Annotated in this window: 14 protein-coding genes and 2 tRNA genes; 7 read left to right on the top strand and 9 right to left on the bottom strand. The window is 71.1% G+C overall.

What is annotated here, in order from left to right:
- Positions 1-189, bottom strand: a 189-nt coding sequence (locus B2P18_RS14475) for a hypothetical protein (protein ID WP_286961359.1), incomplete at its 3' end; no start/stop codon positions are given.
- Positions 189-590 carry a hypothetical protein gene (locus B2P18_RS14470; RefSeq protein ID WP_286961358.1) on the bottom strand — a complete coding sequence of 134 codons (402 nt, stop codon included), beginning with the start codon at positions 588-590 and terminating at the stop codon, positions 189-191. The genes B2P18_RS14470 and B2P18_RS14475, both read right to left, overlap by 1 nt.
- Before the next feature lie 171 nt (positions 591-761).
- Between B2P18_RS14470 and B2P18_RS14465 the strand changes: the two genes are divergently transcribed.
- The 4 genes from B2P18_RS14465 (at position 762) to B2P18_RS14450 (ending at position 5644) form a co-directional block, all read left to right on the top strand.
- Positions 762-1502, top strand: a complete 741-nt coding sequence (locus B2P18_RS14465) for a response regulator transcription factor (protein WP_019285268.1) — start codon at positions 762-764, stop codon at positions 1500-1502.
- Positions 1503-1509: 7 nt separating this feature from the next.
- The gene (locus B2P18_RS14460) at positions 1510-2934 is read left to right on the top strand and encodes a sensor histidine kinase (RefSeq protein WP_286961356.1); all 1425 of its coding nucleotides are present in this window, start codon (positions 1510-1512) and stop codon (positions 2932-2934) included.
- An 86-nt stretch (positions 2935-3020) separates the two neighbouring features.
- Positions 3021-5069 (top strand): ArnT family glycosyltransferase, encoded by a 2049-nt coding sequence (locus B2P18_RS14455; protein WP_286961354.1) that lies wholly within the window; start codon positions 3021-3023, stop codon positions 5067-5069.
- 59 nt (positions 5070-5128) lie between these two features.
- On the top strand, positions 5129-5644 hold the full coding sequence (locus B2P18_RS14450; protein ID WP_286961007.1) for a GtrA family protein: 516 nt from the start codon (positions 5129-5131) through the stop codon (positions 5642-5644).
- On the opposite strand, the gene B2P18_RS14445 is transcribed toward B2P18_RS14450, so the two are convergent.
- The 5 genes from B2P18_RS14445 to B2P18_RS14425 all read right to left on the bottom strand — a co-directional run bounded on the left by B2P18_RS14445 (position 5641) and on the right by B2P18_RS14425 (position 9663).
- Entirely contained in the window at positions 5641-6864 is a 1224-nt protein-coding gene (locus B2P18_RS14445; RefSeq protein WP_286961353.1) for an acyl-CoA dehydrogenase family protein, read from the bottom strand. The two genes, B2P18_RS14450 and B2P18_RS14445, sit on opposite strands and share 4 nt — an antisense overlap.
- A 175-nt stretch (positions 6865-7039) precedes the next feature.
- Positions 7040-7130: transfer RNA gene (locus tag B2P18_RS14440), tRNA-Ser, on the bottom strand.
- A 65-nt stretch (positions 7131-7195) separates the two neighbouring features.
- Positions 7196-8770, bottom strand: coding sequence for an LCP family protein (locus tag B2P18_RS14435; protein WP_286961352.1), 1575 nt, complete (start codon positions 8768-8770; stop codon positions 7196-7198).
- Between the two features lie 314 nt (positions 8771-9084).
- A complete protein-coding gene (locus tag B2P18_RS14430; protein ID WP_019285274.1) occupies positions 9085-9288 on the bottom strand; it encodes a cold-shock protein in 204 nt (67 codons plus the stop codon).
- 282 nt (positions 9289-9570) lie between these two features.
- Positions 9571-9663: transfer RNA gene (locus tag B2P18_RS14425), tRNA-Ser, on the bottom strand.
- Positions 9664-9799: 136 nt separating this feature from the next.
- Between B2P18_RS14425 and B2P18_RS14420 the strand changes: the two genes are divergently transcribed.
- Together B2P18_RS14420 and B2P18_RS14415 are read left to right on the top strand one after the other, a co-directional pair.
- A complete protein-coding gene (locus B2P18_RS14420) occupies positions 9800-10177 on the top strand; it encodes a hypothetical protein (RefSeq protein WP_286961351.1) in 378 nt (125 codons plus the stop codon).
- A gap of 55 nt (positions 10178-10232) precedes the next feature.
- Complete coding sequence (locus tag B2P18_RS14415; protein ID WP_286961350.1) at positions 10233-10610, top strand: YtxH domain-containing protein; 378 nt, start codon at positions 10233-10235, stop codon at positions 10608-10610.
- A gap of 124 nt (positions 10611-10734) precedes the next feature.
- On the opposite strand, the gene epsC is transcribed toward B2P18_RS14415, so the two are convergent.
- Entirely contained in the window at positions 10735-11394 is a 660-nt protein-coding gene (gene epsC / locus B2P18_RS14410; RefSeq protein ID WP_286961013.1) for a serine O-acetyltransferase EpsC, read from the bottom strand.
- 56 nt (positions 11395-11450) lie between these two features.
- Positions 11451-12386, bottom strand: a complete 936-nt coding sequence (gene cysK, locus B2P18_RS14405) for a cysteine synthase A (RefSeq protein ID WP_019285278.1) — start codon at positions 12384-12386, stop codon at positions 11451-11453.
- A 246-nt stretch (positions 12387-12632) separates the two neighbouring features.
- Here cysK and B2P18_RS14400 point away from each other — a divergent pair.
- A partial coding sequence (locus tag B2P18_RS14400; protein ID WP_286961349.1) for a (Fe-S)-binding protein occupies positions 12633-14426 on the top strand: 1794 nt, incomplete at its 3' end.

Raw genomic sequence — 14426 nt, 5'->3', positions numbered from 1 at the left:
CCGGTTGCCGTGGTCGTAGAGAATGTCCACCAGGTTGAGAAAGCGCTGTTGCACGTCGATGCCCTGCCCGTCGAGCGGAGGCACCCCGGAGCCGCACACCGGGAGCGGGGACAGGTCGAGGCGCGAGCGGCGCGGGGTCGCACGGAGCCGGCGTGCGCTGTGGCGGGCGACGAGCCGTGCGAGCAGCATCAGCTCGCTCCCGTCGCGCCCGGGGCCACCTGGCCCGCTTGCCCCGGCACCTGCTGCCCCGGCACCTGCTGGCCCGGCACCTGCTGGCCCGCCTGGCCGGGCCCCTGGCCCGGCATACTGCCTCGTCCGCCACGGAAGCCGCCGCCCGGCCCGCCCGGTCCTCCCATCCGGCCCGTCCCGCCCTCGGTCTGGCTGTTGATGGTCGGCGCGGCGGCGGCGATCGCGCCTCCCCCGATCGAGGCCATGCCGACGGCGAGCGCCGCGGCCCCGGCCGTCTTCCTGCCCGACCACCGGGCGGGGCGCACGGCCGGCGCCACCGAGGCTCCGTCGGACGCTTCTGCCGAGGGCGTCGGTGCAGCGTTGATGGTGTTCGTGGCGTCGTGCTTGAGGTGAGGCAGCATGTCGGTCTCCTTGCCGGCGGGGTCTCTGGCTGCCACCGACGATCCGGAGCCACGCTGTGGCGGGGCTGTGGCCTCCATGTCGAGGGGCCAAGAGTCCGCCATAGTGGTCCCACAGGATCGCCACAGGAACGACCTGTCACCACCACAGGAAGGCCGGGTGTCATGAGGGGCATGAGCACGCACACCACCTCCACCCCGGCGCTGCGCCGCCTGGACGGCTCCCCCGTCCGGGTCCTCGTCGTCGACGACGAGGCCAACATCGCCGAGCTGCTGTCCATGGCCCTGCGCTACGAGGGCTGGGAGGTGCGCACCGCCGGCACCGGGCTCGAGGCGGTCCGCGCCGCACGGGAGTTCAAGCCCGACGCCGTCGCGCTGGACATGATGCTGCCCGACTTCGACGGCATGGAGGTCCTGCGCAAGATGCGTCAGGACGACCCCAACATCCCCGTCCTGTTCCTCACCGCCAAGGACGCCGTCGAGGACCGCGTGGCCGGCCTGACGGCGGGCGGCGACGACTACGTCACCAAGCCGTTCAGCCTCGAGGAGGTCGTCGCGCGGCTGCGAGCCCTCATGCGCCGCACCGCGATCGCCGAGGAGGAGTCCGCGTCGGTGCTCGTCGTGGGCGACCTGGTCATGGACGAGGACGCCCACGAGGTGCGCCGCGGCGACGACGAGATCACGCTGACGGCGACGGAGTTCGAACTGCTGCGCTATCTCATGCGCAACCCCAAGCGCGTGCTGTCCAAGGCCCAGATCCTCGACCGAGTCTGGAACTACGACTTCGGCGGCCAGGCCAACGTCGTCGAGCTCTACATCTCCTACCTCCGCAAGAAGGTCGACCACGGCCGCGACCCCATGATCCACACGATGCGGGGCGTCGGCTACGTCCTCAAGCCCGCCACCGGCGCCTGACCACCTCATGCGCGTCCGCGACTGGTCGCTGACCACCAAGCTCGTGACCTCGATGGTCGCGCTGTTCCTCGCCGTCACGGTGGCGATGGGCGGCGCGACCGTGCTGGTCATGGACCAGCGCCTCACCCAGCAGGTCGACCAGCAGCTGCTCGAGCAGTCCCAGATGGTCGACCGCGGGGGGCGCTTCGGCGGCGACGACGTGGTCCGGGCCTGCACCAGCCGTCCGCCGGGCACCGGCGAGGGGATGCTGCGCCTGTGCCTGCAGGACGGCAGCGCGGTCAGCGACTACGTCATCTCCGACGGCGACTACTCCCGTCTCACGACCGCGCAGGTCGGCACGATCTCGCAGTCGGGCGTCGGCAGCCAGCCCCGCAGCGTCGACGTCGACGGCCTCGGTGGCTACCGCCTCGTCGCGTCCTACCGCTCCGGCACGACCATCGTCACCGGCATCCCCCTGCAGCGCGTCAAGGCCTCGGTCCAGGAGCTGCTGCGGACGATCACCCTGGCCTCCCTGACCGGCCTCGCGCTCATGGCGCTGGTCGGGATCTGGCTGGTCCGCCGCAGCCTGCGTCCCCTGCGCCGCGTCGCCGACACCGCCACCCGCGTCTCCCAGCTCGACCTGGCACGCGGCGAGGTGGCCCCCATCGAGCGGGTCCCGGGCGAGCTCACCAGCCCGCGCACCGAGGTCGGCCAGGTCGGCCACGCCCTCAACACCCTCCTCGACAACGTCGACAGCTCCCTCACCGCGCGCCACCAGTCCGAGACCCGCGTCCGGCAGTTCGTGGCCGACGCCTCGCACGAGCTGCGCACACCGCTCGCCTCGATCAGGGGGTATGCCGAGCTCAGCCGCAAGGAGCGCGAACCCGTGCCCGGAGGCGTGCGGCACGCCCTCGACCGCATCGAGTCCGAGGCCAAGCGCATGACCACCCTCGTCGAGGACCTGCTCCTGCTGGCCCGCCTCGATGCCGGTCGCCCCCTCGACCACGCCCCCGTCGACCTGTCGATGCTCGTGCTCGAGTGCGTCAGCGACGTCCAGGTCACCGCGCCCGGGCACCGCTGGGAGCTGGACCTGCCCGAGTCGGTCATCGAGACGACCGGCGACCGCGGCCGGCTGCAGCAGGTGCTGGTCAACCTGCTCGCCAACGCCCGCAGCTACACGCCCGAGGGCACCGTCGTGCGCACGTCGCTGGCCGTCGAGGGCGACCGCGCGGTCCTGCGGGTGCTGGACGACGGGCCCGGCATACCAGAATCCTTGCAGCCCAACCTCTTCCAGCGGTTCACGCGAGGCGACACCGCCCGCAACCGGGCCGCCGGCTCGACCGGCCTGGGCCTGTCGATCGTCGACGCCGTCGTCAAGGCGCACCACGGCGACGTGCGGGTCGACTCCGTGCCCGGGCGCACGGAGTTCACGGTCACGCTCCCCCTCCGCTAGCCCTCGCCAAGCACCCGACGAGGCCCGTAGGGGCGGCAAAGGGGGCTCATAGGGTCCCCACAACCGCGAGGCCGAACGTTGGGGGCATGACGATCTCGACCCTTCGGCGCAGCGCCCGCGGACTCGCCGCACCGCGCACCGCCCCTCGCGAACAGCCTACGGCGGCAACGCCATACACCCAGGGGCGGGCGGCCCGCCTGTGGCGCGGACCGGCCGAGGACCCGAGCTGGGCCCGCCCGTCGCTGGTCATCCTGCTGTGCGCGACCGCGACGTTCTACCTCTACGACCTGACGAGCTCCGGCTGGGCCAACGCCTTCTACTCCGCCGCCGTGCAGGCGGGCTCGGAGTCGTGGAAGGCCTTCTTCTACGGCAGCTCGGACGCCGCAAGCGCCATCACGGTGGACAAGCCGCCGGCCTCGTTGTGGGTGATGGCCCTGTCCGTGCGGATCTTCGGGCTCAGCTCGTTCGCGATCCTGCTGCCCGAGGTCCTCATGGGCGTGGCCTCGGTGGGCGTCCTCTACGCCACGATCAAGCGCCACTTCGGTGCCGCCGCGGGCCTGATCGCCGGTGCCACGCTGGCGCTCACGCCCGTCGCGACGCTGATGTTCCGGTTCAACAACCCGGACGCGCTGCTGGTGCTGCTCATGACCCTCGGCGCCTGGGCCACCGTCAAGGCCGTCGACGAGGGCCGCGCCCGCTGGCTCGTCGCCACCGGCGTCCTCCTCGGGTTCGGCTTCCTCACCAAGACCCTCCAGGTGTTCCTGGTCCTGCCGGCGTTCGCGCTCGCCTACCTCCTGGCCGCCGACACGACGCTCGGCCGCCGCATCCAGCACCTGCTCGCGGCCGGGCTGGCGATGGTCCTCTCCGCCGGCTGGTGGGTCGCGATCGTCGAGCTCGTGCCCGCCTCCGCCCGCCCCTACATCGGCGGGTCGCAGACCAACTCCTTCCTCGAGCTGACCTTCGGCTACAACGGGTTCGGGCGCCTCACCGGCGACGAGACCGGGTCCGTGGGTGGTGGCAACGGGTGGGGCCAGACCGGTCTGACGCGCCTGTTCGACGCCGAGATCGGCGGGCAGATCTCCTGGCTGCTGCCGTCCGCGCTGCTGCTGCTCGTCACCGGTCTCGTGATGCGGGGGCGCCTCCCCCGCACCGACGGCCGCCGCGCCCAGCTGGTCGTGTGGGGCGGCTGGCTCGTGGTCACGGCCCTCACCTTCAGCCTCATGGCGGGCATCTTCCACGCCTACTACACCGTCGCCCTGGCCCCGGCCGTGGCCGCGGTGGTCGCCATCGGCGCCACCCTCGCCTGGGAGCGTCGCGACCGGTTCGGTATGACGACCCTCGCGGCCGCCACCGCCATCGCGTCGGCCTGGTCCTTCGTCCTGCTCGCCCGCTCGGCCGACTTCCTGCCCTGGCTGCGCTGGCTCGTGGTCGTGCTCGGCCTGGCCGCCGCCCTGCTGATGCTGGTGCTCGACCGGATCCACGCCTCGGCCGTCAAGGTCGTGGCCGGAGCCGCGCTCGTCGCGGTCCTCGCCGGGCCCGCGGCCTACAGCGTGCAGACGGTCACCACCGCGCACACCGGCTCGATCGTCACCGCAGGCCCGTCGACCGGGTCCGGGACGGGCGGTCCCGGCGGCGGCCCGGGCGGGATGGGTGGCACGCCCCCGCAGGGCACCGCCAACGGCGCCACCGGCACCACCAACGGCCCGACCACCGGCCGTGGTGGCATGGCTGGAGGCATGGCCGGCGGCATGGGCGGCCTGCTCGGCGCCAGCACCCCCTCGACCGAGGTCGTGAGCGCGCTGTCCGCCGACGCCGACCGCTACACCTGGGTCGCGGCCGCCGTCGGGTCCCAGAACGCAGCCGGCCTCCAGCTCGCCACCGAGCAGCCGGTGATGGCGCTCGGCGGCTTCAACGGCACCGACCCGTCGCCGACCCTGGCGCAGCTCCAGGCCTACGTCGCCTCCGGGCAGATCCACTACCTGCTCGCCTCCGGCGGGATGGGCGCCATGGGCGGCTCCTCGACCGAGACGTCCACCACCAGCCAGATCCTGGCCTGGGCGGCCGCGAGATACCGGACGGTGAGCATCGACGGCACGACGTTCTACGACCTCACCCAGCCGCTCGCGGCGTCCTGACGAGGCGCCGGGCTCCGGCATACCTGCTCCGACCGACCCCCCACGGAAAGGATCAGACGATGGCACCCACCACCTCACCCGAGGCACCTGACCGCGAGCCGGCGCAGGGGCGTCCGGCCGCTGGGCTCGCCACGCAGCTGGGCAGGTTCGCGACGATCGGGGTGGCGAGCACGGTGCTCCACCTCGGGATGTTCGCGGCGCTGACCGGAGCGCTCGGAGCGTTGTCGGCCAACCTGGTGGCGCTGCTCGTCGCCACGGTCCTCAACACCGCCGCCAACCGGGCCTGGACCTTCGAGGTGCGGGGCCGGCAGGACGCGCTGCGGCACCAGCTGCAGGGGCTGGCGGTGTTCGCGGTCACCTGGGGTCTCACGAGCCTCGCGCTGCTCGGGCTGCAGACCGCGGCGCCGGGGGCCTCGGCCGGCGTGCAGACTTCCGTCGTCGCGGTCGCCAACGTCGTCTCGACGCTGGTCCGGTTCGTCGCCCTGCGCCGCTGGATGGCCGCGCCGGACCGCGAGGCCTCCGACGTCGAGGCGTCGACGGTCGAGCGCCACCCGGAGCTCGAGCCGCTGGACTAGCCCGAGAACCTCCGCAGCTCGTGGCGGGCAACGGCCATGAGGTGGACCTCGTCCGGCCCGTCCGCGATGTGCATCTGGCGGGCGTAGGCGTTGAGCTCCCCCAGCGGCGAGTCCTGCGACAGACCCAGCGCGCCGTGCGCCTGGATCGCCCGGTCGACCACGGTGCTGGCCATCGAGGGCGCCACGACCTTGAGCGCGGAGATCGCCGCGGCGGAGTCCTGGTCGTCCTGGTGGTCCAGCGACCACGCCGCGCGGTAGGCCAGCCACCGGGCCTGGTCGATCGCCACGCGAGACTGCGCGACCCACTCCTGCACGAGCCCGTGCTGCGCCAGCGGCCGCCCGAAGGCCACCCGTCGCGGCACGCGCTCGGCCATCAGGTCGAAGGCGCGCTCGGCCACCCCGACGAGCTTGAGGCAGTGCGTCAGTCGGGTGGGCGCCATGCGGGCCTGCGCCAGCGCGTAGCCGCGGTGCAGCGAGCCCACGACGTTGGCCAGCGGCACCCGCACGTCCTCGAAGACGACTTCGCCGTGCCCCCCGGTGTAGGGGTCGTCGTAGCCCAGCACCGACATCGCCCGCACGACCTGCACGCCCGGGGTGTCCCTCGGCACGATCACGACCGAGTGCTGCAGGTGCCGCTGGCCGCGCGGGTTGGACTTGCCCATCACGAGCATCACGCGGCAGTCGGGAGCCATGGCCCCGCTCGACCACCACTTGCGGCCGTTTATCACGACCTCCTGGGTCTGCTCGTCGACCTCGATGGAGGTGGAGATGTTGCCCGCGTCTGACGAGGCGACGTCCGGCTCGGTCATCGCGAAGGACGAGCGGATCTCGCCGGCCGCCAGCGGTGCGAGCCATCGCTCCTGCTGCTCCGGCGAGCCGTAGCGCAGCAGCAGCTCCATGTTGCCCACGTCGGGGCTGTTGGCGTTGATCGCCTCCGGCGCCAGGTGCGGCGACCGTCCCGACAGCTCGACGACGGGGGCGAGATCGAGGTGGCTCAGCCCCGAGCCGTAGGGCGCGGGCAGGCCGAGGTTCCACAGCCCGGCGGCGCGGGCATGGTCCGCCAGCCGCGCCATGACGGCGGGGCGGGTCCACCGGTGCTCGGCATCCAGCTCGGCGACCTCGCGCCGGGCGACGGCCTCGGCGGGATAGACCTCCTCCTGGAGGAAGTCGGCCATCCGGTCGCGCCACTGCTCCTGCACCGGAGACAAAGAGAAGTCCATGCCATCACGTTAAGGCGTGCCTCACCCCGGCCGTGACCGGGGTCTCACTTCGGACAGGGCGCCCGTATGCCGAGACGGCGGCCGGGTCGGCATACGGCCGGGAGGGCTGGTCGCGGGGAGACGCGAGAGCCCCCGACCGCTGTGGTCGGGGGCTCTCGATCCCTCGTGAAGGGTGTGGCGGAGGTGGCGGGATTTGAACCCGCGAGAGGTTTTCAACCTCAACCCGCTTAGCAGGCGGGCGCACTAGGCCACTATGCGACACCTCCAGTGCAACTTGCCCAGGCTACCGGTCGGGCGCGGGCCGGAGCAAAACGTCCGGCCCGCGCGCCGGTCAGCCCTTGCTGGTGTCGCTGCAGACGTCGTCGCTCGCGACCTTGGCCTGCAGGGTCGGTGTGCTCGACGTGGTGCTGCCCGGCACCGGGGCCGCCGTGATCGGCTGCGCCGGCAGCGGCGTCGTGCCCGAGCGGTTGGGCACCGCCACGACCTTGGGGGCGCCACGCCCGACGGACACCCGCACCGGGGCCCCGGCGGGACCGTCGGCCCTGAGCGACGCGCCGGGGAAGGCGAGCGCCACCTCCTGGGCCTGCGCGAGCTGGGCCGCGGAGTGGTGGACGACCACGCCGTTGCTCGGCGAGGCGGCCGCCGTGACGGCGCCGACGGTGAAGCCCTGCACGCGCAGCGCCTGGGCGACCTGACCGCCGAGACCGCTCGTGCCCGAGGAGTTCTCGACGCTCACCGTGACCGAGCTCGGCGCCACGGTCGGGGTCGCGCTCGGGGAGGCGGAGGCGGAGCTCGAGGCGCCGGTCGTGCCTGGCCACGGCTTGTCCTCGCGCAGGATCTCCCACAGGTCGGTGGCGGCCGGGCTCAGCTGCACCCGGTCCCGGTTGGCGGGGTAGGGCTCGACCGGAGCGGTGATGAACCGGATGCCGGCGGGCCGCAGCTCGCGCAGCTGGGAGGCGAGGCCGGACAGCGAGGAGACGTTGGCGAGGTCGGCGTCGGTCTTGAGCGACTTCGTGGCCGCGTCGAGGACGTTGTAGAGCTTGGGCGGGTTGAGCAGCACGCCGGTCGAGGTCGCCTGGCGCACCACGGCCGCGAGGAAGTCCTGCTGCAGGCGCACCCGACCGGTGTCGGACCCGTCACCGACACCGTGGCGCGTGCGCACGAAGGCGAGCGCCTGCTCTCCGTCGAGCCGGTGCCGTCCGGCCGCGAGGTCGAGCCCGCTGTACTTGTCCTTGACCGGGGAGGTCGTGCAGATCTCGACGGTGCCCATCGCGTCCACGATGTTCTTGAAGCCGGTGAAGTCCACCGTCATGACGTGGTCGATCGAGACGCCGGTGTTCTGCATGACCGTCGCCACGACGCAGCTGACGCCGCCGTCCTCGATGTTGGAGTTGAAGATCCTCTTGCTCCACTGGCTGACCGGGGCGTCGATGACGCAACCAGGCCCGGTTCCGGCCTGCGTCGACGTGGAGCTGCTCGTCGGCGAGGTTGCCGTGGCGGACGCTGAGGCGGAGGCTGCGGACTCGCCCTTGCGCGGCGGAGCGGGGATCATCGCGTCGCGCGGGATGGAGACGACGACGGCCGAGCGCCGGTCCGCGGCCAGGTGCACGAGCATCGTGGTGTCGGACCGCAGGCCCGGGTCCTTGGTGGGGTCGCCGTAGGCGCTGTTGGCGCCCTCCCGGGTGTCCACCCCCATGACCAGGATGTTCATGGCCGTGTGCCCGGTGGTCGGGTCCGTGGTGGCGCCGGGGGCCGGCTTCAGCAGGTTGTCGGTGATGTCCAGCGAGGACAGGTTGCCGTTGAGCCGGTATGCCGCGTACAGCCCGCCACCCAGGACCACCGCGAGGACGACGACGAGGGCGATGACGATGCCCTTGAGGATCGGCCGTCGACGACGGCGCCTCATGGCACGCAGCTCTCGTCGGGTGAGATCGGCGGGCACCGTGGGCTCCGAGGTGGTGGAGCCGTCCGGTGCCGATCCACCCGGCGTGGAGGCCGTCGAGCCCGGACGTGCGGACTCGTCAGGATCCTTCACGGGGAGACCTTTCAGGTTGGCGACGGCAGGCGTTGGCCGACCAGACTTCCGACGAGTGTATCGACGCAGCCTGGGCGAACCCTCCTGTTGACGCCGAGAACCCCCGACAGGTTGCCTGTCGGGGGTTCTGGTCTCCGGGTCCGGCTCCGCGGGAGCCGGTCAGCGCCGGAGGAGATCGTCGGGGATCAGATGGGGCGAACGGCGTCCGCCTGCGGGCCCTTGGGGCCCTGGGTGACCTCGAACTCGACGCGCTGCGCCTCGTCGAGGCTGCGGTAGCCGTTGCTCTGGATCGCGGAGTAGTGGACGAACACGTCCGGACCGCCACCATCCTGAGCGATGAAGCCGAAGCCCTTCTCAGCGTTGAACCACTTAACGGTGCCCTGTGCCATGGGTATTACTACTTTCGTTATGTCTGGCTATGACCGGGGAGCAGGATGCTCGCCGTCCAGATTGCCTTACCCCCCACGTCACGGGACATGCCCGTCCTTCGTGAACAACCCCCGCGCGCCCGACCTGTCGAGATCAGAAGGCGGAGGGTTACATCTACGTCTTGCGAGGAACTGCTTCAGCAACCACTCCCAAACCTACCATCGAGGCCCTCCGCTGTGATCCCCCGGAGGTGAACAACCGGTGTCTGCAACGATCCGTCTGCCACGACGTCTCGGCACCTCTGGCGGAGGGCGTGGGATTCGAACCCACGAAGCCGGGGCTACCGACTTAGCGGTTTTCAAGACCGCCGCACTAGGCCACTATGCGAGCCCTCCCGCCCCGCCGACCTCGTGCGGGACCCTCCCAGCCTACCGGGACGGGGGGCGGCAAAAAATTCGGCCAAAGGTCATAACGCGGGGGCGCGCGGGGCATGGGGACGACAAGCGAACACTCCAACCGGAAGGATCCATCATGCTCAACAAGCTCAGCTTCCTGGCCGGCGTCGGTGCCGGATATGTCCTCGGTGCGCGCGGCGGTCGTGGGCAGTACGACGCCCTCAAGCACCGCTCGACCTCGGCCCTGCAGAACCCGTCCGTCCAGAGCAAGATCGCGGACGCGGCGCAGGCGGTCAAGGCCCAGACCCCGCCCCAGGCGCACGGGCTGGTGGACAAGGCCGTGAGCGCCGTCTCCGGCGGCACCGCCCCGGCGACGTCCACCTCGACGTCCTCCACCTACACCACCGGGGTCACCCCCACCACGGGCGTCCGCACCGACTACACGGCCGACCCGGTCGGCATGCCCAACACCCCGTCCAGCACGGGCCTCGGCACGGACGGCCGTCTCGCCTGAGATCCTGTCGTCGACGACCGCTGCTGCGGTCACCCCCATCACCTAGGAGATACACATGCAGAAGCGACTGATGTTCATCGCCGGCGCCGGCCTCGGCTACGTCCTCGGCGCTCGCGCTGGCCAGGGCCGCTACGAGCAGATCAAGTCCCAGGCGGACTCGGTCTGGAACGACCCCCGCGTCCAGGAGAAGGTCTCCCTGGCCACGGAGGCCGTCAAGGAGAAGGCCCCCGTCGTGCAGGCCAGGGCCCAGGAGGCCGCCGCGGCCGCCCAGGCCAAGGCGCAGGACGCCGCCGGTGCCGCCCAGGTCAAGGCCCAGGGTGCTGCGGCCGCGGCCAAGGCCAAGGTCTCCGGCGACCACTCCGGCAACCAGATCGGCGTCGAGAGCTCGAGCGACGTGGAGCCCCAGACCGTCAAGTACGAGTCGGGCCGCTGACCCAGCTGCTCGCACCGCACACGACGAGGCGCCGCATCCCAGAAGGGGTGCGGCGCCTCGTCGTGCGGTGACCGGTCTGCGGCCGGCCGTGGTGCGGTCGCCGCGGTGAGGCGACCTGGCGGGCCTATATCCAGACGGCGGGGTCGTCGTACATCGCGTCCGTGGGGCTCTGGTCCGGTCCCGGAATGCGGACCTGCGCCGGGATCCCGACGGCGACCGCGTTGGCCGGGACGTCCTTGACGACCACGGCGTTGGCGCCGACCTGTGCGCCGTCGCCGAGGGTGATCGCCCCGAGCACGCGAGCCCCGGACCCGATCGTGACGCCGTTGCCGAGGGTGGGGTGCCGCTTGCCCTTGGCGAGCGAACGGCCGCCCAGGTTGACGCTGTTGTAGAGCATGCAGTCGTCACCGATCTCGGCGGTCTCGCCGATTACGACACCCATCCCGTGATCGATGAAGAAGCGCCGACCGATCGAGGCGCCCGGGTGGATCTCGACGCCCGTCACGGCGCGAGCCACGTTGGACAGCAGCCGCGCCGGGAGCCGCAGCGAGGGCCGCTGCCACAGCTGGTGCGTCACGCGGTGGGACCAGATGGCGTGCAGGCCCGGCGAGACGAGGGCCATCTGCAGGCGCCCCGTCGCCGCCGGGTCCCGCTCGATCGCCGCGTCGAGGTCCTCGAGGACCCCCGCGACGAAGCCGACCCGGCCCTGGCGCTGCGTCACGAGCGGGGCGAGGTTGACGCCGGCCTTGGCGCGATAGGCCTCAGCGGTGGAGAAGGTCGTCATGTCATCAGCTCATCTCGTGTCGCGGTGGGACTGCGGGCGGTTCGGCATACGGCCGCTCAGGAGGTGATGCCCTCGAACAGCACGGTGGACAGGTAGCGCTCCCCGAAGGACGGGATGATCACCACGATGGTCTTGCCGGCGTTCTCGGGACGGGCGGCGACCTGCGACGCGGCGTAGAGCGCGGCGCCGGAGGACAGACCGACGAGCAGCCCCTCCTGCGTGGCGGCCTTGCGGGCCCACTCGACCGACTGGTCGATGTTGACGTCGATGACCTCGTCGTAGATCTCCGTGTCGAGGACGTCGGGGACGAAGTTGGCGCCGATGCCCTGGATCTTGTGCGGGCCGGCCTGACCACCGTTGAGGATGGCGGACTCGGCGGGCTCCACGGCGATCATCTGCACGCCCGGCTTGCGCTCCTTGAGCACCTGGCCGACGCCCGTGATGGTGCCACCGGTGCCGATGCCGGCCACGACGATGTCGACGTTGCCGTCGGTGTCGGCCCAGATCTCCTCGGCGGTCGTGCGGCGGTGGATCTCGGGGTTGGCGGCGTTGGCGAACTGGCGGGCCAGCACCCCGTCCCGCTCCTTGGCGATCTCCTCGGCCTTGTTGACAGCGCCCTTCATGCCCTCGGAGCCGGGGGTGAGGACCAGCTCGGCGCCGTACGCCTTGAGCAGGGCCTTGCGCTCGGAGCTCATCGTCTCGGGCATGGTCAGCACGACCTTGTAGCCGCGGGCAGCGCCGACCATGGCCAGCGCGATCCCGGTGTTGCCGGAGGTCGCCTCGACGATCGTGCCGCCCGGCTTGAGCTCGCCGGCCTGCTCGGCGGCGTCGACGATGGCGACTCCGATGCGGTCCTTGACCGAGCTGGCGGGGTTGTAGAACTCGAGCTTGGCCGCGACCGTGGTGCCGCTGTCCTTGGTGTCGATGATCCGGTTGATGCGCACGAGGGGCGTGCGGCCGACGATCGCAGTGACGTCGTTGTGGATGGGCATGGGTGCGTGCTCCGCTCTGTCGATGTCTGACGGCTGATGGCTGTGTGGGCCTGCCGAGGTCTCGTCCGAGGCAACGTCCGAGGGGCGCAGGTGATTCCCACGTTATCGCTTGTCCAACATTGTGTTATGAGAAAGACCTCAGCGCAGCCTTGTCCCACCGACCGGACCCGTCCGGGCTAGCGATCCCCGTCACACATCACTCGTCAGGCATGCCCATCTGTCTATACCCGCCCGTAGGATCACCGCATGTCAGCACTGCAGATCACGGCCCTCGTGCTGTGCTTCGTGATCCCGAGCATCGGATGGCTCCTGCTCTTCCGGCAGGTCTTCCGGTTCACCCGGGTGTTCCGCTCAGGTCAGCCCGACCCCACGCGGACCGACCAGCCGGCCAGGCGCACCATGACGCTCGTCCGCGAGTTCCTCGGTCACACCCGCATGGCGCGCCTGCCCTGGGTCTCGATCGCCCACTGGTTCACGGCACTGTCCTTCTTCGTCCTCTTCTCGACGCTGGTCAACGCCTTCTTCCAGCTCGTGTGGGCCGACTTCCGGCTGCCGCTGATCGGCCACTTCCCGCCCTTCGAGTGGCTCGTGGAGCTCCTCGCCTGGGGTGGCCTGCTCGGCATCATCTTCCTGATCGTCGTCCGGCAGCGGCAGCACCCCCGCAGCGCCGCGGGCTCCGGCGGACGCCGCTCGCGGTTCTTCGGATCGACCTGGTGGCAGGCCTACTACGTCGAGTTCACGATCCTCGCCGTCACGATCTGCATCCTCTCGCTGCGCTCCCAGGAGGCGGCGCTGCTCAAGCTCACCTCTCCCGGCGAGAGCATCGGCCTGCACTTCCCGCTGACCGGCTGGATGTCCGGCCTCTGGGGCAACCTGTCCGAGCCGTGGCTGCGCGAGTCGATCTACCTCGTCGCGATGATCAAGATCCTCGTGTCCTTCGCCTGGATGATCACCATCGCCCTCCAGCCCACGATGGGCGTTGCCTGGCACCGCTTCCTCGCGTTCTTCAACATCTGGTTCAAGCGCAACGCCGACGGACGCACCAGCCTCGGCGCGCTGCAGCCGATGTCCATCGACGGCAAGCCGTTCTCGATGGACGCCATGGAGGACCTGGACGAGGACTCCTCGATGGGCGTCGCCAAGGCCGAGGACCTGACCTGGAAGCAGCTGCTCGACGTCACCACCTGCACCGAGTGCGGCCGCTGCCAGTCGCAGTGCCCCGCGTGGAACACCGACAAGCCCCTCTCCCCCAAGCTGCTCGTCATGACGCTGCGCGACCACGCGCACGCCAAGGCACCGTGGATGACCGCGTCCGAGGAGGCCCGCGCGGGCCTGCCCGAGCACACCAAGGCCCTCGCGCACATGCCTCTCGTCGGCCAGACCGGGTATGACGAGGAGCACCCCCTCACGGCATACGACGCCCTCGGTCCCGACGCCGTCATCGACGAGGACGTGCTGTGGTCCTGCACGACCTGCGGTGCGTGCGTCGAGCAGTGCCCCGTCGACATCGAGCACGTCGACGCCATCGTCGACATGCGCCGCAACCAGGTGCTGATCGAGTCGGCGTTCCCGGCCGAGCTCGGCGGGCTCTTCAAGAACATGGAGTCCAAGGGCAACCCGTGGGGCATGGCGCAGCGCGCCCGCCTCGACTGGGCCAAGGACCTGCCGTTCCCGGTCAAGCAGGTCGGCAAGGACGTCGAGGACCTGTCCGAGGTCGACTACCTCTTCTGGGTCGGCTGCGCCGGCGCCTTCGAGGACCGCGCCAAGAAGACCTCGCGCGCCGTCGCCGAGCTGCTCGACACCGCCGGCGTCTCGTTCGCCGTCCTGGGTGACGGCGAGACCTGCACCGGCGACTCCGCGCGCCGCGCCGGCAACGAGGTCCTCTTCCAGATGCTCGCCCAGCAGAACGTCGAGCAGCTCAACGAGGCCGGCGCCACCAAGATCGTCGTGACCTGCGCGCACTGCTTCAACACCATCAAGAACGAGTACCCGCAGGTGGGTGGCGACTACGAGGTGCTGCACCACACGCAGCTGCTCAAC

Source organism: Arsenicicoccus sp. UBA2120 (assembly GCF_002330965.1).
GTDB lineage: Bacteria > Actinomycetota > Actinomycetes > Actinomycetales > Dermatophilaceae > Arsenicicoccus > Arsenicicoccus bolidensis.
Note: the sequence above shows the minus strand (reverse complement) of the source record. Positions and strands in the feature narration are given on the sequence as shown.